Annotated in this window: 16 protein-coding genes and 2 pseudogenes; 7 read left to right on the top strand and 11 right to left on the bottom strand. The window is 71.8% G+C overall.

The genetic code is table 11. The annotated features are described in order from the left end of the window. Positions 1 to 408 precede the first annotated feature (408 nt). Together ACFVYS_RS13005 and ACFVYS_RS13000 are read right to left on the bottom strand one after the other, a co-directional pair. On the bottom strand, positions 409 to 1467 hold the full coding sequence (locus ACFVYS_RS13005; protein WP_389501549.1) for an aspartate-semialdehyde dehydrogenase: 1059 nt from the start codon (positions 1465 to 1467) through the stop codon (positions 409 to 411). Next, positions 1467 to 2759, bottom strand: coding sequence for an aspartate kinase (locus tag ACFVYS_RS13000; protein ID WP_020129234.1), 1293 nt, complete (start codon positions 2757 to 2759; stop codon positions 1467 to 1469). The genes ACFVYS_RS13005 and ACFVYS_RS13000 overlap by 1 nt, the downstream gene beginning before the upstream one ends. Positions 2760 to 2987: 228 nt before the next feature. Between ACFVYS_RS13000 and ACFVYS_RS12995 the strand changes: the two genes are divergently transcribed. After that, on the top strand, positions 2988 to 3728 hold the full coding sequence (locus ACFVYS_RS12995) for a response regulator transcription factor (protein WP_389501547.1): 741 nt from the start codon (positions 2988 to 2990) through the stop codon (positions 3726 to 3728). Then, positions 3725 to 5092, top strand: a complete 1368-nt coding sequence (locus tag ACFVYS_RS12990; RefSeq protein WP_389501546.1) for an ATP-binding protein — start codon at positions 3725 to 3727, stop codon at positions 5090 to 5092. The genes ACFVYS_RS12995 and ACFVYS_RS12990 overlap by 4 nt, the downstream gene beginning before the upstream one ends. On the opposite strand, the gene ACFVYS_RS12985 is transcribed toward ACFVYS_RS12990, so the two are convergent. Both ACFVYS_RS12985 and ACFVYS_RS12980 read right to left on the bottom strand, forming a co-directional pair. After that, positions 5058 to 5555, bottom strand: coding sequence for an SgcJ/EcaC family oxidoreductase (locus ACFVYS_RS12985; protein ID WP_389501544.1), 498 nt, complete (start codon positions 5553 to 5555; stop codon positions 5058 to 5060). The genes ACFVYS_RS12990 and ACFVYS_RS12985 overlap by 35 nt on opposite strands. 126 nt (positions 5556 to 5681) lie before the next feature. Then, positions 5682 to 5870, bottom strand: coding sequence for a hypothetical protein (locus tag ACFVYS_RS12980; protein WP_389501541.1), 189 nt, complete (start codon positions 5868 to 5870; stop codon positions 5682 to 5684). A gap of 149 nt (positions 5871 to 6019) precedes the next feature. Here ACFVYS_RS12980 and ACFVYS_RS12975 point away from each other — a divergent pair. After that, positions 6020 to 6603, top strand: a pseudogene (locus ACFVYS_RS12975) (TSUP family transporter); the annotation flags it as partial. Between the two features lie 137 nt (positions 6604 to 6740). Here the strand turns inward: ACFVYS_RS12975 and ACFVYS_RS12970 are convergent. The 3 genes from ACFVYS_RS12970 to ACFVYS_RS12960 form a co-directional block, all read right to left on the bottom strand. Beyond that, on the bottom strand, positions 6741 to 7406 hold the full coding sequence (locus ACFVYS_RS12970) for a DUF5063 domain-containing protein (RefSeq protein ID WP_389501539.1): 666 nt from the start codon (positions 7404 to 7406) through the stop codon (positions 6741 to 6743). After that, positions 7399 to 7998, bottom strand: coding sequence for a recombination mediator RecR (gene recR, locus ACFVYS_RS12965; RefSeq protein WP_267019168.1), 600 nt, complete (start codon positions 7996 to 7998; stop codon positions 7399 to 7401). Before recR ends, ACFVYS_RS12970 begins: the two co-directional genes overlap by 8 nt. Positions 7999 to 8077: 79 nt before the next feature. Beyond that, positions 8078 to 8422, bottom strand: a complete 345-nt coding sequence (locus ACFVYS_RS12960; protein WP_389501537.1) for a YbaB/EbfC family nucleoid-associated protein — start codon at positions 8420 to 8422, stop codon at positions 8078 to 8080. A 319-nt stretch (positions 8423 to 8741) separates the two neighbouring features. Here ACFVYS_RS12960 and ACFVYS_RS12955 point away from each other — a divergent pair, with 319 nt between their 5' ends. After that, entirely contained in the window at positions 8742 to 9476 is a 735-nt protein-coding gene (locus ACFVYS_RS12955; RefSeq protein WP_389501800.1) for an SLATT domain-containing protein, read from the top strand. Between the two features lie 124 nt (positions 9477 to 9600). On the opposite strand, the pseudogene ACFVYS_RS12950 reads toward ACFVYS_RS12955, so the two are convergent. The 4 genes and pseudogenes from ACFVYS_RS12950 to ACFVYS_RS12935 form a co-directional block, all read right to left on the bottom strand. After that, positions 9601 to 11117 (bottom strand): annotated as a pseudogene (locus tag ACFVYS_RS12950) (substrate-binding domain-containing protein); the annotation flags it as partial. Positions 11118 to 11218: 101 nt separating this feature from the next. Continuing rightward, positions 11219 to 13117 carry a protein kinase gene (locus ACFVYS_RS12945; protein WP_389501535.1) on the bottom strand — a complete coding sequence of 633 codons (1899 nt, stop codon included), beginning with the start codon at positions 13115 to 13117 and terminating at the stop codon, positions 11219 to 11221. 93 nt (positions 13118 to 13210) lie between these two features. Beyond that, entirely contained in the window at positions 13211 to 13669 is a 459-nt protein-coding gene (locus ACFVYS_RS12940) for a MarR family winged helix-turn-helix transcriptional regulator (RefSeq protein ID WP_389501533.1), read from the bottom strand. Continuing rightward, positions 13666 to 14274, bottom strand: coding sequence for a DJ-1/PfpI family protein (locus ACFVYS_RS12935; protein ID WP_389501531.1), 609 nt, complete (start codon positions 14272 to 14274; stop codon positions 13666 to 13668). The genes ACFVYS_RS12940 and ACFVYS_RS12935 overlap by 4 nt, the downstream gene beginning before the upstream one ends. Positions 14275 to 14463: 189 nt before the next feature. Between ACFVYS_RS12935 and ACFVYS_RS12930 the strand changes: the two genes are divergently transcribed. From ACFVYS_RS12930 to ACFVYS_RS12920, 3 genes are all read left to right on the top strand, one after another. After that, positions 14464 to 15819 carry an aspartate aminotransferase family protein gene (locus tag ACFVYS_RS12930; protein WP_389501529.1) on the top strand — a complete coding sequence of 452 codons (1356 nt, stop codon included), beginning with the start codon at positions 14464 to 14466 and terminating at the stop codon, positions 15817 to 15819. A gap of 396 nt (positions 15820 to 16215) precedes the next feature. Continuing rightward, the gene (locus tag ACFVYS_RS12925) at positions 16216 to 16917 is read left to right on the top strand and encodes a GntR family transcriptional regulator (protein ID WP_389501527.1); all 702 of its coding nucleotides are present in this window, start codon (positions 16216 to 16218) and stop codon (positions 16915 to 16917) included. 77 nt (positions 16918 to 16994) lie between these two features. Beyond that, positions 16995 to 19439: a glycosyltransferase gene (locus ACFVYS_RS12920; protein WP_389501525.1), complete on the top strand. Its 2445-nt coding sequence runs from the start codon at positions 16995 to 16997 to the stop codon at positions 19437 to 19439. Positions 19440 to 19445 lie beyond the last annotated feature (6 nt).

Here is a 19445-nt window from a genome sequence, read left to right as displayed (position 1 = left end):
GTTCGAGTACCTCTGCCACGCCAGTTGGACACACTTCCCCCCGTGGGGGTTGTACGCGTTCGGCGTCACTTTTGCGTCGACCAAGGCCCCGCGCACCCGTCTCATGTGTCCCGCTCTTCCCCTATATGCCATATGAACGGGCGTCCCCACGCCCAGATCACCGCGTCCCCGAACGCTGTGATCGTTCACACGTCTGCGCACACCCCGCAGGGTGTCTGCAAAGACGCTCCCCGCCCTGCGCACGGTTGCGGAGAGCGGGGAGGAAAATCTTCGGATGCCAAAGGTGTCCGATACAAGTGGTTCGGACCATCGACCCGCTCACATTGCACTGAAGATCCTACAAACCCACCAAGCCCTGCCAGCGCTTTTACTCCCGGTAGCAAATCGCCGGACGCCGGTGCGGCCGCCTCAGGACAACTCGGCCGCCACCAGCTCCGCGATCTGCGCGGTGTTCAGCGCGGCCCCCTTGCGCAGATTGTCCCCGCACACGAACAGTTCGAGCGCCGTCGGGTCGTCGAGAGCCCGCCGGACCCGGCCCACCCAGGTCGGGTCGGTGCCGACCACGTCGGCGGGCGTGGGGAACTCCCCCGCCGCCGGATTGTCGAACAGGACGACACCGGGCGCCGTCGCGATGATCTCGCGGGCGCCGTCCACGGTGACCTCGTCCTGGAAACGGGCGTGCACGGTGAGGGAGTGCGTGGTGACCACCGGGACGCGCACACAGGTCACCGCCACCGGCAGCTTCGGCAGCCCGAGGATCTTGCGGGACTCGTCCCGCACCTTCATCTCCTCCGACGACCAGCCGTCCGCGCGCAGCGACCCCGCCCACGGGACGACGTTCAGCGCCACCGGCTCGGGAAACGGCCCGGTGTCGTCGCCGACGGCCCGCCGCAGGTCACCGGGGCCGGTCCCCAGCTCGGTGCCGGCGACCAGCGACATCTGCCGCCGCAGTGTCTCCACCCCGGCCCGCCCCGCCCCGCTCACCGCCTGGTACGAGGACACCACCAGCTCGCGCAGCCCGTACTCGGCGTGCAGCGCGCCCAGGGCGACGATCATCGACAGCGTCGTGCAGTTGGGGTTGGCGACGATCCCGCGTGGCCGGGTCCGCAGCGCGTGCGCGTTGACCTCGGGGACGACCAGCGGCACCTCCGGGTCCATCCGGAAGGCGCCCGAGTTGTCGACGACGACCACGCCCTTGGCGGCCGCGACCGGCGCCCACTGCGCCGCGACCTCGTCGGGCACGTCGAACATGGCGACGTCGACCCCGTCGAAGGCCGCCTCCGACAGGGCCACCACCTCGACCTCCTCGCCGCGCACGGCCAGCTTGCGGCCGGCCGAGCGCGGGGAGGCGACGAGGCGGATCTCACCCCAGATGTCGGCCCGCTGGGAGAGGATCCTGAGCATGACCGAGCCGACGGCTCCGGTCGCTCCCACGACCGCGAGGGTCGGCCGCACGGTACTGGCCATCAGCGGCCGGTGCCCCCGTAGACGACGGCCTCGTCGCTGTCGGAGTCGAGCCCGAAGGCGGTGTGCACGGCGCGCACAGCCTCGTTGACGTCGTCGGCGCGCGTCACGACCGAGATGCGGATCTCGGAGGTCGAGATGAGCTCGATGTTGACGCCCGCGTCGGACAGGGCCTTGAAGAAGTCGGCCGTGACGCCCGGGTTGGTCTTCATCCCGGCGCCGACCAGGGAGATCTTGCCGATCTGGTCGTCGTAGCGCAGCGAGTCGAAGCCGATGCCGGCCTTGTTCTTCTCCAGGGCGTCGATGGCCTTGCGGCCCTCGGCCTTGGGCAGCGTGAAGGAGATGTCCGTCAGGCCGGTGGAGGCCGCGGACACGTTCTGCACGATCATGTCGATGTTGATCTCGGCGTCGGCGATCGTCCGGAAGATCACGGCAGCCTCGCCCGGCTTGTCCGGCACACCCACGACCGTGACCTTGGCCTCGGAGGTGTCGTGCGCGACACCGGAGATGATGGCCTGCTCCACCGGCTTTTCCCCTTGCTGCTGTGTCTTCGGAACGAGTGGCTCACTGCTGACCCACGTGCCCTGGAGTCCGCTGAAGGACGAGCGGACATGGATCGGGATGTTGTAGCGGCGGGCGTACTCCACACAGCGGTGGAGCAGCACCTTGGAACCGGAGGCCGCGAGCTCCAGCATGTCCTCGAAGGCGATCCAGTCGATCTTCTGCGCCTTCTTCACCACGCGCGGGTCGGCGGTGAACACGCCGTCCACGTCGGTGTAGATCTCGCAGACCTCCGCGTCGAGCGCGGCGGCGAGGGCGACGGCCGTGGTGTCGGACCCGCCACGCCCCAGCGTGGTGATGTCCTTCTTGTCCTGGCTGACACCCTGGAACCCGGCGACGATGGCGATGTTGCCCTCGTCCAGCGCGGTCCGGATGCGCCCCGGCGTGACGTCGATGATCCGGGCTTTGTTGTGAACCGAGTCGGTGATGACGCCTGCCTGGCTGCCGGTGAACGACTGGGCGCTGTGACCCAGGTTTTTGATCGCCATCGCCAGCAGGGCCATGGAGATCCGCTCTCCGGCGGTCAGCAGCATGTCGAATTCCCGGCCGCTGGGCATCGGGGATACCTGCTCGGCGAGATCGATCAGCTCGTCCGTCGTGTCGCCCATCGCGGAAACGACCACGACCACCTGGTGGCCGTTCTTCTTCGCTTCCACGATCCGCTTGGCGACGCGCTTGATGCCCTCGGCATCGGCTACGGAGGAGCCTCCGTACTTCTGCACGACAAGGCCCACGTGCGCTCCTCGCTCAGTTTGTCTGTTTCCGCACATACGCCCTTGTACTGCGGGTCGGCTCAGTCTAACGAGCGCCCGAAAACCACCTCCCGAGTACCGCATGGTGAGACTCGGCGAGACTCGCGGAAGAGGCCGGAAAGGGGTCCGGACGCCCGTCGTCGGGTCTTCCCTTCCCACTGACGCCGAAGTGATAGCTGTGAATTAAGTTTCAAGCACTATCGTGCGGCTGTGCACGTACTTCTCGTGGAAGACGACGAACCGGTCGCCGAGTCGCTGCGGCGCGGGCTGAAGCGCTACGGCTTCGAGGTCGACTGGGTCACCACGGGCGCCGCCGCGCTCGCCCACTCCGACCCCTACGACGTCGTCCTGCTGGATCTGGGCCTGCCCGACACCGACGGCCTGGACGTGTGCAAGGCCCTGCGCGAGCGCGGCGACGTCCCGATCATCGTGATCAGCGCCCGCAGCGACGAGACGGACCGGGTGGTCGGCCTGGAGCTGGGCGCCGACGACTACGTGTCCAAGCCTTTCGGGGTGCGGGAGGTCATCGCGCGCATACGAGCGGTGATGCGGCGCGTGCGGCCGCGGACGGCGGAAGACGGCACGACCGGCGGCCCGGACCGCTACGGCTCCCGGCTGACCGTCGACCGCAAGGCGGCCCGCGTCCACGTGGACGGCACGGAGATCGCGCTCGCGCCGAAGGAGTACGACCTGCTGTCCTTCCTCACCGAGGAGCCGGGCGCGCTGATGTCGCGCGAGCAGATCATGGAAGCGGTCTGGGACGCGAACTGGTTCGGGCCGACGAAGACACTGGACGTGCACGTGGCGGCGCTGCGGCGGAAGTTCGCCGGGGTCGTCGCGATCGAGGCGGTGCGGGGGGTGGGCTTCCGGCTGGAGATCGTCGGCGCAACCGCTCCCGCCGGCCCGAGCGGCCCTGGCGGTCCGATCGGCCCGGTCGGCCCGGCGTCATGATCAAGCAACTCATCCGCAGCTATGTGCTGCTGGTGGCCGTCGCCATCCTGCTGTTCACCGTGCCGGTGGCCTTCACCCTCACCGCCCAGTTGCGCGGCGACACCGAGGTGTCCATCGAACGCGAGGCGACCACCATGGCGCTGCTGCTGGGCAACGGCGACACCGCCTCCTGCCAGGCGCTGGAGGAGATGGCCAGGGCGTACGCCGTGGAGACCGAGGACGAGGTACAGGCCACCAGCACCGCCCGGTGCACGCCGGCGCTGCCACGCCCCGAGCGGGACCCGGCACTGACCCGCGCCCTGGAGCGGGGCCGGCCGACCACCGACTGGGGGTCGGACCTCATCTGGGGCCGCGAGCTGGTGATCACGGTCCCCGCGAAAGACGACGGCCAGGTCGTCGGCGCCGTACGGATCGTCTACTCGACCTCGGGACTCACCCACAGGCTGTGGACGATCTGGGGCTTCCGGGCGGGCCTCGCCGTGGCGGTGCTCGGCGTGGCCGCGCTGATCGGCGCGGTCGTCGCCCGCCGCATCACCCGCCCCCTGCGCCAGCTGAACGACATGGCGAGCAAGTTCAGCGACGGCGACCTGACGGCCCGCTCCCCCGTGACGGGCCCCCAGGAGACCCGGACCCTGGCCCGCACCCTCAACCAGGCCGGCGAACGCCTCGACACACTGATCGCCTCGCAGCGCATCTTCGTGGCGGACGCCTCGCACCAGCTCAGGACCCCGCTGACGGCGCTCCGTCTCTCCCTGGACAACATCGCGGACGGTGTCGACGACGAGTTCGTGCGGGAGGACGTGGAGCAGGCCACCGCCGAGGTGGTGCGGATGAGCCGGCTGGTCAACGGCCTGCTGGTGCTGGCCCGTGCCGAGGCCAAGGTGACCGCGGCGGAACCGCTGTCCCTGACGGACATCGTGGCGGAACGCCTGTCGGTGTGGAGGCCGGCCGCCGACGAGCGCGGAGTCACCATCGCGCTCAGGGGGAGTGTTGTCGACGACCGGCCGTCTGTGCTGGCCAGCCCCGGTCATCTGGACCAGGTGCTGGACAACGTGCTCTCGAACGCCCTGGAGGTGTCACCCGACGGCGGGACGATCACCGTCCGGACCGAGGCCGGGGCCAGGGAGGTGGTCCTGTCCGTCGCGGACGAGGGACCGGGCATGTCGGACGCGGAGAAGTCACGCGCCTTCGACCGCTTCTGGCGCGGCCAGGGCCTGACCGGCCGCTCCGGTTCCGGGCTCGGCCTCTCCGTCGTCAAACAGCTGGTGACGGACGACGGCGGGACGGTGGCCCTGGCGGACGCGCCCGGGGGCGGGCTCTCGGTGAGGATCAGCCTTCGGGCATCGCGGACGAGTGGTGGTTGACGATCTTCCACACGCCGTTCCGCTTCTCCCACTCGTAGGTGTAACGGGCCTTGACGACGCTCTTCCTGCCGGTGTCGTGGTCGGTCAGCGTGAACTGGTAGAGGCCCGCGTCCAGCACCGAGTTCGCGTCCAGGACGTTGATGTGGGTCTCGATCTTCTTGCCGACCGGCTTGTTCGCCAGGAAGTGCTCGAAGTAGTCGATCAGGCCGGCGCGGTCGGTGCGCGGCGTGTTGGAGAGGGTGGGCAGCAGGACCGAGTCGTCGGCGTAGAGGTCGGCGACCTTCTCCGGGTCACCGGTCCGGAGCGCCGCGTTCCAGGTGTCGAAGAGGGCGGCGACCTGCTTCTTGGAAGGCTTCGAGGGCCTGCTGTCGCCGGCCGCACTGACTCCGACCGACACCGTGGCGGCGGTGACGACGGCAGTGGCGGTGACGAGGGCGGCGCGTATGCGGGTCTTGCGGGTCATCGCAACTCCTGTGCGGCTTGCTGCTGTTGGGATGACCCAAGACTCGCGTCCGGCCGGTTAGCGCCCGTGCAGCCCGCGTACAGGGGACGTCCAACACCCTGCCAATTCTGCGGATTCCACCCCTCCTCAGGAGGCGGTCCGCCGCCCCCGGTCCCGGACCAGGCTGAGGCCGGCCCCGAACGAGACGACGCCCATCCCGACGGCCGTCAGCACGCCCTGCGATCCGTCGACCACGAAGGGGGCGACGGCGGCGACCGCGAGGTTGAAGAGGAAGAGGAACCACAGGACGGGACGGGAGGAGAGCAGAGCCTTCATGACGGCCTTCCTTGGAGGGGGTGGGCCCCGGACAGCTTCAGGTCGATCGAGATCGATCCGGGGTTTCGCTTGCGAGATCAACGATCCCGTCCCGGACCTGCGCGAACGAGGGAGCGCACTCCCGAAGGCGTGGTGGAGGCAGGTACACCATGACGAGCGGGACGCGTGAGGCACTGCCGGCGGGGATCGTGCTGCTGGGTTCCGGTGTGCAGTGGCTGACCGGGATGGGCTTCGCCCTGGTCGCCGTCCCCGCGCCGGTGCTGCTGCTCGGACCGGCCCAGGGGGCCGTCCTGGCGAACTGCGCGGCGGGCGCGATCAGCGTCGTGGGCCTGGCGGGCGGCTGGCGCCGGGTACGCCCGGCCGCGATGGTCCCGCTGTGCGTGGCCGCCGCCTGCACGGTCCCGGCGGGGGACCTGGCTGACCCGCCGACTCCCGGATTCCGTCACGCTGTTGGTGACGGGCGGACTGGTGACGGTGGCCGTCCTGCTGGTCATGCGCGGCGCCCGCGTCCCGGCCCCGCGCGGCACCCGGGGCGCGGTCGTGGCCGGCGCGGCGGGCGGTTTCATGAACTCGGCGGCGGGCGTCGGCGGCCCGCCGATCTCCCTGTACGCCGTCAACGCGGGCTGGACGGTACGGGAGTTCGTCCCGAACGCGCGGTTCTACAGCGTCATCGTGAATGCCTTCTCGTCGCGTCGCGGCGAACGGCGTCCCGGAGCTGAGCGGGACGCAATGGGCGTAGGTGAGTGGCGCGATGGGCTCGTCGAGTGCTTCGGACGCCTGGACGTCGATCTCGACCGCGTCCGGCACACGGTCCGAGCCGCGCTCCCGCTGGTGCCCGGCCTGGTCGTGCGGTCAGACCCGTGAGGAGGGCTACTCCTGCGCCTGCCCCAGGCGCAGCGGGGCCCCGATCTCCTCCTCCATGACCCGGCCCGCCTCGAACTCGAGGGTCTCGTCGCCCAGGGTGGACTGGTCGGTGTCGAGGCCGTTCAGTTCCTCGAGGGGCTGGTCCAGGCGGATGTGGGCGAGGACCGAGTGCAGGGCGCGCAGGGTCGCCGAGGCGGTGGAGCCCCAGTTGGAGAAGTAGGAGAACTGCCACCACCACAGGGCCTCCGTGGTGCGGCCCGCGCGGTAGTGGACCATGCCGTGGCGCAGGTCGGCGATGACGTCGGCGAGGTCGTCGGAGATCCGGGCCGGGACGGGCGCCTTGCGGGGCTCGTACGGGTCGAAGACCTCCGAGTAGACGTCGACCGGCTCCAGGAGGCGGGCGAGTTTCTCGCGGAGTTCGTCGGCGTCCGGCTCGAAGCCCGGGTCGGGCTCGTAGCGCTCGTCGGGGACGATGTCCTCGTGGGCGCCGAGGCGGCCGCCGGCCAGGAGCAGCTGGGAGACCTCCAGGAGGAGGAACGGGACCGCCAGGCCCGGCTCGTCGCCCTTCGCGACCTCCGTGACGGCTACCAGGAAGCTCTCGACCTGATCCGCGATCTGGACCACGAAATCGTCCGGGTTGTGGTCGGTCGCGTGCAGCGTGGCGTCAGACATCTAGGAGTCGTCTCCCCTCGAAGGCGCGACCGAGGGTCACCTCGTCCGCGTATTCCAGGTCGCCACCCACCGGGAGGCCGCTGGCCAGGCGGGTGACCTTCAGGCCCATGGGCTTGATCATGCGGGCGAGGTACGTGGCCGTCGCCTCGCCCTCCAGGTTCGGGTCGGTGGCCAGGATCAGCTCCGTGACCGTCCCGTCGGCCAACCGCGCGAGAAGTTCTCGTATACGCAGGTCGTCGGGACCGACACCTTCGATGGGGCTGATCGCGCCGCCCAGGACGTGGTACCTGCCGCGGAACTCACGCGTGCGCTCGACCGCCACGACGTCCTTCGGCTCCTCGACGACGCAGATGACACTCGGGTCGCGGCGCGGGTCGCGGCAGATGCCGCAGAGTTCCTCCTGCGCCACGTTGCCGCAGGTCGCGCAGAAGCGGACCTTCGCCTTGACCTCCATCAGGCACTGCGCGAGCCGCCGTACGTCCGTCGGTTCCGCCTGGAGGATGTGAAAGGCGATCCGCTGCGCGCTCTTGGGACCGACGCCGGGCAGTCGCCCCAGCTCGTCGATGAGGTCCTGGACCACGCCTTCGTACAACGGACTGCCGTCCTTCCTGGGGTTCCTTGCGGTACGTACGGTAGTTGGCCGAGGCCGGTCTTAGAAAGGCGGACCGGTCCTAGAAAGGCAGTCCCGGGATGCCGCCGCCGCCACCCAGGCCCTGGGCCAGCGGGCCGAGCTTCTGCTGCTGGAGCGTCTGCGCGTTCTCGTTGGCCGCGTGGACGGCCGCGACGACCAGGTCGGCGAGGGTCTCGGTGTCGTCCGGGTCCACCGCCTTCGGGTCGATCCGCAGGGCGCGCAGCTCGCCGGAGCCGGTCACGGTGGCCCGCACCAGGCCGCCGCCCGCCTGTCCGTCGACCTCCGTGTTCGCCAGCTCCTCCTGGGCACGGGCCAGGTCCTGCTGCATCTTCTGGGCCTGCTGGAGCAGCTGCTGCATATTGGGCTGGCCACCACCGGGAATCACGATCAGCTCCTGTGTCCTACGACTGTCGGGCGTGCCTTCGGGCGGGTTTTTTCCCGCTCGGCACGAGCCTACGTGGTCTGTGCGGGTGTCGCCCCAGCACTCTTTCGAGTGAGTCAGGTGTGAGGCCTATACCTGATCAAGGCCCACTTCCGGGCGTAAAAGAGATGAAACCTTCCTCTTCGCCACCCATTGGGAGGTAGGAAAGGTCCGGCGCAGCAGCATCAGGCGTCACGGGTGTCACGCAACGTGAGCGGTCGGGATCGGTCGGGTTCCATCGGTCGGGATCAGTAGGGAGTGCCGGGTGGGTCAGCAGCCGGAGATGCAGCCCGAGGGTCCGCCTCAGGACGGGCGGAGTGAGGGCGCGGCCGGGCTGCGGCCGGGCGACCTGGCCGGGCGGACGTTTCCGCTCGGGGACTGGGGTGAGCCAGCCGAGCGGCTGGACGAGCTGTACCGGTGGGTGGAGCGCGGGGCGCTGGAGACCGCCGCCTGGTACCTCGCGGACCGGGTGTGGAAGCGGCGGGGCGCCCGGGTGCTGCGCACCGGGGCGGCGACGGGGGCGGTGTGCGCGGCCGCGCTGCCGTTGCTGGACCTCACCCGGGTGCTGGGCGGTATCGCTCCCTGGGGATATCTGGCGCTGCTGGTCGCGGTGGCGTGTGCGGCGGCGGACCGGTTCTTCGGGGTGACCTCCGGCTGGATAAGGGACGTGGCCACCGCGCAGGCCGTGCAGCGCCGGCTCCAGGTGCTCCAGTTCGACTGGGCCTCGGAAAGCGTCCGGGAGGTGCTGGGCCCGGCGGAGGGTACGGCGAGCGAGGCCGCGGAGCGGTGTCTGGCGGTGCTGCGGCGGTTCTCGGAGGACGTCTCGGAGCTGGTGCGTACGGAGACGGCGGACTGGATGGTCGAGTTTCGGACCGGGCCGGCGCCCATGGGGATCCAGGGGGCGGTCGCCTCCGGCGGGCGGGCGGACGTGGGCGGGGGGTACGGGCGGTTCCCGATGCCGCCGGGGGCGAACGCGCGGCCGAACATGCCTCGGCAGCGGCCGCCCGAGCCTCGGTGAGAGGGCGGCTTCGCCGCGTTTTTCACCCCCGCCGCCCCTTCCCTTCCCCGTCCCTGGGGGCTGTCCCCCCAGACCCCCCTTTCGGCCTGGACGGCCTCGTCCTCAAGCGCCGGACGGGCTCATCGGCACAGGCGCGCATGCCCTCCGGGGTCCAGCACGGCAGGTGGCCGTGGGTGCGGATCACGTCCTGGCCGTTGCCCCGGGTGAGGTAGGTCAGGAAGCTCGAGGCCAGGGAGTCGGCCGGGGGGCGGCCGTAGGTGTAGGCGTACTCGATCTCGCGGTACGGGTAGTCGCTCGTGCCGTGTTCGATGGCGTCCACGGAGGGCGGGTCGCCGCCCAGGTCGAGCGGGTGCAGGCCCTTCGCGCGCTCGGCCAGGTTGAGCTCGCTGTAGCCGATCGCGCCGGGGGTGGCGGCGACCGTGGACAGCACCTGGTCGGTGGAGTCGAGTTCGCAGCGGACGACGGGGCCGTCGGGTCGTCCTTGTGGACACAGTCGACGGACGAGTTCGCGATCTCGCCGCGGCCCAGCACCCGCCGCTGGAACACCTGCCGGGTCCCGGAGTTGGCGTCCCGGCTGACCGGGACCACCGGCAGGTGCGGCCCGCCGACCTCGTCCCAGTTGGTGATCTGCCCCAGGTACAGCCGCCGTACGTCCGCCGTGGAGAGGTTCTTCAGCGTGACGTCGTCGTGGACGACCAGCGCGAACACGGACACGGCGACCCGGTTCTCGCGCAGTGCGTCGAGGCCGGCGGACTTGGGGCCGTCGGAGAGGGCGACGACCGGCGGCGAGCCCTTCCTGCCCGCCGCGACGGCGGCGAGCTCACGGATCCCGGCCGTCGAGCCGTGCGGGTCCACGGTGATCGACGAACCCTCGCAGTCGCGCTCGTACTTGGCCGCGACCTCCCGGACCACCGGCGCGAACGCGGTCGAGCCGGTGACCGTGAGCGTGCCGCGTTCGCAGCCGACCGGGGGCGGGGCGTCCCGGACGACGACGATCGTCGCGAGGGTGACCACACAGACGGTGAGCAGGATGGAGATCAGCCGGGCGGCCCGGCTGAACAGCGGCGGGGTGTCGTCCGGGGTCGCGCTGCGGTTGGGGTGCACCTCGCCGTCGCGCAGCCCGCCGTAGAGCCGTATCCCCCGGCCGACGTCGCCGCCCGACAGCAGCACGAGCAGCTTGAAGTGCTCGCGGGGGTTGAGCGGGACGCGCGGGATGCGCAGGGTGTTGTCCTCGTAGCCGAAGCCCCGGTCCGCGGTGAAGTGGTCCATGAGGTGGTCGGTGTCGGTCGGCTGGGTGACCGACACCCCGCGGATGGTGCGGTCGGTGAAGACGGCGGTCAGGCCGTGGCGTTCGGGGCCCGTGTAGTCGTCACGGGCGATGCCCTGCGAGCCGTCGTTCTCGATGCGCAGCAGGACGAGCGTCGCGTCCGACATGCCGGGGGCCTCGTCGAAGAGGCCGAGCCGGCGGTTGGGGCGGCCGGATCTGACGTCGTCGCCGATCGGGTTGTCCATCTGCACCCGGTAGCCGACCCGCTTGCGGCGCGGGACCCGGCGCTCGTACCAGACCATGATCCCGGACGCGACGATACCGACGAAGGCCGTCCCCACGGCCACCACGTTCTCCGCGTTCAGCCACTCCACTGTGGGCGCCCCCGCCACTCCCGCCGACCGGCTCGTAGGGGGTCACCGTACGGCTGTCCGACGGGACATTCCGGATCGGTCGGCTGACGTTCGCGCGACGGTCACCGCCGGGTGTAGGTCAGCTTCTCCCCGGTGCCGGTGTTCACCCGGCGCAGCGTGCCGTCGGCGAGCAGGGTGACCTCGGAGGCGGTGCCCGGGCTGCACGAGGAGAGGGGTTCGCCGGTGGTGACCTTGGACGGGCCTATCCTCAACGGGCCTTCACCGCCCGGCCGTTCGGAAAGGGCGGCGCTGAACTCGCAGTGGTAGCCGTCCCCGTCGGCGACGAGGGCGAGCACCGCGTCGCCCACCTTGCCCTGGGCGAGGGTCAGCCGGCGCGTGTTCGTGCCGCTCTCGTTCTCGATCGTGGTGGTCCAGGTGCCGAGGTAGGCCGCCGGGACCACCCCGTCCGCCGAGGACGCGGAGGGGGACGCGGAAGGGGACGGCGACGAGTCCGGCGGGGGCAGCTCCGAGGCCTTCGCGGAGGAGGACGTCGAGCCGCCGGACGTGGTGGGCGCCGCGTTCGCGGCAGCGTCGTCGTCACCGTTCATGAACGCGTACACCGAGCCGCCCGCGGCGATCGCGACCACCAGGGCGACAGCGACGAGCACGGCGGTCGTCCGACCGCTGCGGCGCGGCGGCTCCTGGGGGCCTGCGGGGCCGGCCGGCCCGTACGGGTCGTGCGCGGGAGCGGCGCCGGGGCCGGCGATTCCGTCCGCGTACGGGTTGTACGGCGCCGGCCCGCCCGGCGCCGCGGACCAGGCGGCCGACGGCTGCTGCGGGTGGCCGTAGGCGGCCGGGGCCTGCTGCGGATGCTGCTGGGGGTAGCCGTACACCGGGTGGGCCGGGGCGGACCGTCCGCCGGGCGGACGGGGCTGCGCCGGGATGCCGTCGGCGCCCGCGACCAGGGTGGGGCGGCGGTCCGGCGAGGGTGCGTGGCCGCGCGGGCCGGAGTGTTCCGGGAAGGCCTCGGGGGCGCTCGCCGGGTGGTCGAGGAGGGTGGGGCGCGCCCCGGGGCCGGAGGAGGTCGGGGTCGCACCCTCCGGGTCCTCCACCTCCAGCAGTCGCACGGCGTGGCGGCCGAGCTGTGCCACGAGGGCACCGGGCAGCCAGGGGTCGCGGGAGCGGCCGTCGGAGACGGTGTCGTCGACGCCGGTGAGCTCCAGGACGCGGTCGAGGGAGGGGCGGGCGCCCGGGTCCTTGCGCAGACAGGCGCGGACCAGGTCGGCGATGCCCTCGGGGACACCCGAGAGGTCGGGTTCGTCCTCGGCGATGCGGAACATCAGGGCGTGTGGCGCACTGTCGGCGGAGCCGAAGGGGAGGCTGCCGGTCGCGGCGTAGGTGATGACCGAACCGAGGCAGAAGACGTCGCTGGCGGGCGTGACCGGGTCGCCGCGCAGCTGCTCGGGGGCCAGGAAGCCGGGCGAGCCGATCACCGCGCCGGTCTGGGTCAGCCGGCTGTCGCCGGTCACGCTCTCCAGCGCCCGCGCGACGCCGAAGTCGATGACCCGGGGCCCTTCGATGGTGACCATCACGTTCGACGGCTTGAGGTCACGGTGGACGATCCCGGCCGCGTGGATGTTGGCCAGCGCGTGCGCGAGCCCGGCGGCGAGGATGCGCACCGACCGCTCGGGCAGCGGACCGTGATCGTGGCTCACCACCTGCTGGAGGCTCGGCCCGGCGACATAGCCGGTGGCGACCCAGGGCACGGCGGCCTCGGTGTCGGCGTCGAGGACGGGCGCGGTCCAGAAGCCGCCGACCCGCTGCGCGTTGCGCACCTCCTGCCGGAACCGCGCCCGGAACTCCTCGCGCGCGGCCAGCTCACGCCGGACCAGCTTCACGGCGACCGTGCGCCCCCGGTCCGAGCGGGCGAGGTAGACCTGCCCCATGCCTCCCGCGCCCAGCCGCGCGAGCAGCCGGTAGCCGCCGATGCGCTGCGGGTCCCCCTGGCCCAGCTTCTCCATCGCAGCGCCGCCTTTCCCGCACATGTGTGATCGAGACATGTGCAACCCAGCCGAGAATAATCCGGCGGTTCGGGGAGTGGTGCGGTGCGGTGTCTACGGTTGCGTAACAGCGGACTCCAGGCCGTCCAGCACCTTGGACAGCCGTTCCAGTACATGGACGGCCTCGGCGAGCTCCGCCTGCCCGAACGCCTCCGCCAGCCGGTCGGCGAGGGCCGCGTGCCCGGGATCGATACGGGCGACCGCGGCCCGCCCGGCCTCCGTGGGCGCGAGCAGCTTGGCGCGCCGGTGGGCGGGGTTGGGCAGGTACTCGGCGAGGCCGTGCTCCACCAGCAGGTCGGCGACACGCTGGACGCTCTGCCGGGTGATACCCATGGCGCGGGCGATGCCGGACACGGGCAGCGGGTCGCCGAGCACCGCGCCGAGCACCTGCCACCGGGCGGCGGTGAGCCCGGCGGGCCCGGCCAGTTCCTCCGCCACGGTGAGGAACTGGCCGTTCAGCCGGAACACGCCGAGGGCGCTGCGGCTGAGCAGATCCTGCCGCTCCCTGCTCACCGGCCGGCCGTCGCCTTCTCCAGCACCTCGTACGCCGTCGCGTCGGAGTCGTGGAACAGCCGGTACCAGGCGTCCAGCACCTCGCCCTCGTACACGCCGAGCAGCCCGAAGATCTCCCGCGCGAAGGCGACCGGCTCGGTCGGGCCGGCGGTGATCAGGCCCGAGTCGGTGACCGCGTCCGCCTCGACGTACCGGTCGCCGCCCGCGTAGCCGGTCGCCGCCAGGTAGAAGGAGACCGCACCGGTGTGGTCCCGGTCGTCGAGCAGGCCCTCGCGGGCGAGTCCCGCGGTGGCCCCGCAGATCGCGGCGACGGGCACCCCGGCGTCGAGGAACGCGCGCGCCGTGCGGGCGAAGGGCGCGAGGTCGTCGGAGGTGTCCCAGAGGTCGGCGCCCGGCAGGATCAGCAGGGAGCTGTCCTCGGGCCGTACGGCGTCCAGCGCCAGGTCGGGCCGGATCCGCAGTCCGCCGGTGCTGACCACCGGCTCCCCGGACCCGCCGACCGTCCGGATCTCGTACCCGTTGCGCGCGAGGTACGCCGTCGCGAACCCCGTCTCCCAGTCGGCGAGCGTGTCGTACACGGCGAGATGCACCGGCTTGCGGCTCATGGCTTCTCCTCGGTGAGCGGGTCCCCGTAACGACGGGATGACAGCAGACTGTCATTTCGACAGCAGACTGTCAACCGACCGAGACTCCCCGGGCCCCTCCCACGCCCGACAACCTGTCGCGGAATCGCCCCGTCCACGGAACAGGACGCCGATACCGCTTCCGCATCGCGGACATTTACGCTCACTGGCATGACCCCTCAGTCCAGCCCCCAGGCCGGCGCCGCCGTGAAGGCCGCGGACCGCGCGCATGTCTTCCACTCCTGGTCCGCCCAGGAGCTCATCGACCCGCTCGCCGTGGCCGGCGCGGAGGGGTCGTACTTCTGGGACTACGACGGCAAGCGGTACCTCGACCTCACCAGCGGGCTCGTCTACGCCAACATCGGCTACCAGCACCCGAAGGTCGTCGCCGCGATCCAGGAGCAGGCCGCACACCTGACCACCTTCGCGCCCGCCTTCGCCGTCGAGGCCCGTTCGGAGGCGGCCCGGCTGATCGCCGAGCGGACCCCCGGCGACCTGGACAAGATCTTCTTCACCAACGGCGGGGCCGACGCGGTCGAGCACGCCGTGCGCATGGCCCGGCTGCACACCGGGCGCGCCAAGGTGCTGTCCGCCTACCGCTCGTACCACGGCGGCACCCAGCAGGCCGTGAACCTCACCGGCGACCCGCGCCGCTGGGCCTCCGACAGCGCGACGGCCGGGGTCGTCCACTTCTGGGCGCCGTACCTGTACCGCTCCCGCTTCTACGCGGAGACGGAGGAGCAGGAGACCGCGCGGGCGCTCGAACACCTGGAGACGACGATCGCCTTCGAGGGGCCCGGGACGATCGCCGCGATCATCCTGGAGACCGTCCCGGGCACCGCCGGGATCATGGTCCCGCCGCCCGGCTATCTCGCCGGGGTGCGGCAGCTCTGCGACCAGTACGGGATCGTCTTCGTCCTGGACGAGGTCATGGCCGGGTTCGGTCGCACCGGTGAGTGGTTCGCGGCCGACCTGTTCGACGTGACGCCCGACCTGATGACCTTCGCCAAGGGCGTGAACAGCGGATATGTGCCGCTCGGCGGGGTGGCCGTCTCCGGCGCGATCGCGGAGACCTTCGCCAGGCGGCCCTACCCGGGCGGTCTGACGTACTCCGGGCACCCACTGGCCTGCGCGGCCGCCGTCGCGACGATCAACGTCATGGCGGAGGAGCGCATCGTCGAGAACGCCAAGAACCTGGGCGCCTCGGTCGTCGGGCCGGGGCTGCGGGAACTGGCCGAGCGGCACGGATGCGTCGGCGAGGTGCGCGGTGTCGGCATGTTCTGGGCCCTCGAACTGGTGAAGAACCGGGAGACCCGCGAGCCGCTCGTGCCGTACAACGCGGCGGGCGAGGCCAACGCGGCCATGGCCGCGTTCAGCGCGGCCGCCAAGAAGGCCGGGGTATGGCCGTTCGTGAACATGAACCGCACCCACTTCGTGCCCCCGCTCAACGTCTCCGAGTCCGAGATCAAGGAGGGCCTCGCCGCCCTGGACACGGCACTCTCGGTGGCCGACGAGTACACGGACTAGAACCGGACGGGGGCTGGCCGGAGACCGGACGGGGCTGGCGACGGCCGCAGGGGCCGCCCCGGGCCCGGACGGGACCGCACGGGGGCCGGACGGGATCGCACCCCGGGCCGACGGGCACCGGCCGAAGGCCGCACCGGGACCGCACCGGGGCCCGCCGAGGGCCGGTCTCCGCGCTTCGGTGGGTCGGTGGTGCGGCGAGGCGGGGCGAGGTCGGTCGGGGCACCGGGCGCCCCTCAGGGGCGCGGGGATCTGCGCGACCGGCCCCCACCGGCCCGCACCCGACAAACGCGGCAATCGTCCAAGGTCTTGATTTCGTCGAACGCGTAAGGTGGCGTGCTCGTACATACCGACGAGCACGCCGTTTTTCCCGCACCTGACGATGGAGACGCCCCGACGATGCCCGGCAGCACCGGCAACGGAGCCGTGACGCGCAGCACCCTGCGACAGCAGATCGCCGACGCGTTGCGCGACGAGGTGCTGGGGGGACGACTCCAGCCGGGCCAGGAGTTCACCGTCAAGGAGATCGCCGAGCAGTACGGCGTCTCCGCGACCCCCGTCCGCGAGGCCCTCGTCGACCTCTCCGCGCAGGGCCTCCTGGAGGCCGACCAGCACCGGGGCTTCCGGGTCCACGAGTACTCCGTCGCGGACTTCCGGGGCATGATCGAGGCGCGCAGCCTGATCATCGAGGGGATGTTCCTCGCCCTGGACGAGGGCCGTCAGCGCCACCACGACTACGAGGACCCGCGGACCGCCGCCGCCATAGCGGGGGTGCGCCGCCGCGGCGAGGAGGCGCAGCGCGCCGCGGCCGCCGGTGACCTCACCGTCCTCATCGGCTACGACCTGCGCTTCTGGCGTGAGCTGAGCGCCCTGTTCGGCAACCCCTATCTCGCCGACTTCCTGCACCGGCTGCGGCTCCAGTCCTGGGTGTGCACGGTCCAGCAACTGCGCCGGCCGACCGATCTGCGCGGCCACCTGTGGTCCGGCCACACCGAACTCGTCGACGCCCTGTACGACCGCGACACCGCCACCGCCCGGGCGATGCTCGCCGCGTACAACGACGACTCCATCGCACTGATCGAGCGACTGGCGGCGGAGTGAGCAGGGCGCACGCCCCCGGCCCGCACGCCCCCGGCACGCCCCCTACCGGCACGTCCGCTCCCGGCACGTCCGCTCCCGTGCACCGCACCGCGCCCGTCGGACTCTCCATCGAACTCTCGGTCGTCATCCCCGCCTTCAACGAGGAGCGCCGGCTCGGCCCCACCCTGGACGCCGTCACCCGTTACCTCGACGCGACCGGGAGCCGCTGGAGCACCTGGGAGATCCTGGTCGCCGACGACGGTTCCACGGACGCCACCCGTGAGCTCGTCACCGTCCGCCGCGACCCCCGGGTGAAGCTCGTCGCGGGCTCCGGCAACCGGGGCAAGGGCCACGCCCTGCGCCGCGGTGTCGCCGCCGGCCGGGGCCGCCGGATACTGGTCATGGACGCCGATCTCGCCACTCCCGTCGAGGAGTTGGAGCGCCTGGAGAAGGCGCTCGCGGACGGCAACGCGGCGGCGATCGGCTCGCGGGCCGTACCCGGCGCGACCCTCGGCGACCGCCAGCACCGGATACGCGAACTCGCCGGCCGGGTGGGCAACCTGCTCATACGCAGGACGACCCTGCGCGGGACGCGCGACACCCAGTGCGGGTTCAAATTGTTCGACGGCGACAAGGCCCGTGCCGCCTTCGCCGCTTCCCGTCTCAACGGCTGGGCCATCGACGTGGAGGTGCTGCGCCACTTCCAGCGGGTCGGCTGGCCGGTCGCCGAGGTGCCCGTGCACTGGTCGCACCAGCCCGGCTCGAAGGTCCGTCCGGCGGACTACCTCCGGGTCCTGCGCGACCTGGTCCGGCTCCGGATCCCGGTGCCGAGACCCGCGGACGTCGTCGCCGTGCTGCTGTTCCTCGCGATGGCGGTGGCCCTCTACTCAGGCCGCGTCCTCGACCCGGCCCACCGCTATCTCACCGACTCCCTCCAGGACCAGAACCAGTGGGAGTGGTTCTTCGCGGTGACCGCCGACAACATCGCTCACCTGCGCAATCCCCTGTTCACCGGCCTCCAGGGCGCCCCCGACGGCGTGAACCTGATGGCCAACACCGTGATGCTGGGCCTGTCCGTCCCGCTCACGCCCGTCACGCTGCTGTTCGGGCCGGCCGTCACGCTGAGTCTGGTGATGACGCTGGGCCTGGCCGCGACGGCCGTCGCCTGGTACCGGCTGATCGTGAAACGGCTCGTCCGCCAGCGTGCGGCCGCCTTCGCCGGAGCCGCGCTGGCCACGTTCGCGCCGCCCATGGTCAGCCATGCCAACGCGCACCCGAACTTCGTCGTGCTGTTCATGATCCCGCCGATCATCGACCGCGCGCTGCGGCTCACGGCCGGTCAACGCGTCACCCGGAACGGGGTCGTCCTCGGCCTGATGGCGGCCTGCCAGTTCTTCCTCGGCGAGGAGCCGCTGCTGCTCGCCGCGATGGGCATGCTGCTGTTCGCGGTCGCCTACGCAGCCGTACGCCCCGACCTCGCGCGCGATGCCGTACGGCCCCTGCTGAACGGTCTGGCGGTCGCCGCCGCCGTCTGTCTCCCGCTTGTCGTCTATCCGCTGGCCTGGCAGTTCTCCGGCCCGCAGAGCTACACCGGCATCGACCACGGCACCGCGCCCGGCGTCGCCAACTCCGTCCGGGCGCTGCTCTCCTTCGCCGAGCGCTCCCTGATCGCGGGCGACGCCCACCGCGCCGACGCCCTCTCCCTGAACCCGACCGAGCAGAACGCCTTCTACGGCTGGCCGCTGGCGCTGCTCGCGTTCGCGATCGCGGTGGGGCTCCGGCGGCGGCCGGCGGTCAAGGCGCTGGCCGGTACGGCGGCGGCCGCGGCCGTGCTGTCGCTCGGCTCGCGCATCCCCCTCCCGCTCACCGGCACCACCGTCCCCGGCCCCTGGGCCGCGCTGGCCGGCCTGCCGCTCTTCGACTCGGTCATCGAGAGCCGGGTGGCGCTGGTCTGCGCCCCGCCGCTGGGCATGCTGCTCGCCCTGGCGGTCGACCACCTCGCCCAGGCCCGCCGGCTGGGCACGCAGTACGCCGGTCTGCTCGCCGTCTGCCTCGCCCTGCTCCCCCTCGTCCCCGCCCCGCTGAGGTCCGAGCCGCGCGCCGAGGTGCCCGCCTTCTTCACCGACGGCACCTGGAAGACGTACGTCCATGGCGACGAGACCCTGGTCCCGGTGCCGCTCGCCGAACCCGAGGACGCCGAGGCGCTGCACTGGCAGACGGCGGCCGGCCTCGGCTTCCGGATGCCCGGCGGCTACTTCAACGGACCGTACGGCGACGGCGACCGCACCGGCGTCTACGGTGTCCCGCTGCGCTTCACCGCGGGTCTGCTGCGGGACGTGCGGTACACGGGCGTCGTCCCGGTGATCGACGCCCGAGCGCGGGCCGAGACCCGCGAGGACCTCGCGTACTGGCGGGCGGGCGCGCTGGTGCTGGCCCCGCAACCGCGTGAGGACCGGCTGCGTGAGACGGTGGAGAAGCTGGTCGGCCGACCGGGTAGGCGGGTGGCCGGAGTGTGGGTATGGGATCTGCACAGGGGGAGCTGATGCGGG

The sequence above is a fragment of the Streptomyces sp. NPDC058295 genome, from assembly GCF_042880655.1.
Lineage (GTDB): Bacteria > Actinomycetota > Actinomycetes > Streptomycetales > Streptomycetaceae > Streptomyces > Streptomyces coriariae.
The sequence above is the reverse complement of the archived record's forward strand: the minus strand, read 5'-3'. Positions and strand labels throughout refer to the sequence as shown.

Excerpts from the sequence above, each read along its gene's own strand:
- ACFVYS_RS12930 (WP_389501529.1), top strand. The coding sequence starts at position 14,464 with ATGACCCCTCAGTCCAGCCCCCAGGCCGGCGCCGCCGTGAAGGCCGCG.
- ACFVYS_RS13005 (WP_389501549.1), bottom strand. The coding sequence starts at position 1,467 with ATGGCCAGTACCGTGCGGCCGACCCTCGCGGTCGTGGGAGCGACCGGA.
- ACFVYS_RS12945 (WP_389501535.1), bottom strand. The coding sequence starts at position 13,117 with ATGGAGAAGCTGGGCCAGGGGGACCCGCAGCGCATCGGCGGCTACCGG.
- ACFVYS_RS12985 (WP_389501544.1), bottom strand. The coding sequence starts at position 5,555 with ATGACCCGCAAGACCCGCATACGCGCCGCCCTCGTCACCGCCACTGCC.
- ACFVYS_RS12990 (WP_389501546.1), top strand. The coding sequence starts at position 3,725 with ATGATCAAGCAACTCATCCGCAGCTATGTGCTGCTGGTGGCCGTCGCC.
- ACFVYS_RS12970 (WP_389501539.1), bottom strand. The coding sequence starts at position 7,406 with ATGTCTGACGCCACGCTGCACGCGACCGACCACAACCCGGACGATTTC.
- ACFVYS_RS12955 (WP_389501800.1), top strand. The coding sequence starts at position 8,742 with ATGCAGCCCGAGGGTCCGCCTCAGGACGGGCGGAGTGAGGGCGCGGCC.
- ACFVYS_RS12935 (WP_389501531.1), bottom strand. The coding sequence starts at position 14,274 with ATGAGCCGCAAGCCGGTGCATCTCGCCGTGTACGACACGCTCGCCGAC.
- ACFVYS_RS12925 (WP_389501527.1), top strand. The coding sequence starts at position 16,216 with ATGCCCGGCAGCACCGGCAACGGAGCCGTGACGCGCAGCACCCTGCGA.
- ACFVYS_RS12980 (WP_389501541.1), bottom strand. The coding sequence starts at position 5,870 with ATGAAGGCTCTGCTCTCCTCCCGTCCCGTCCTGTGGTTCCTCTTCCTC.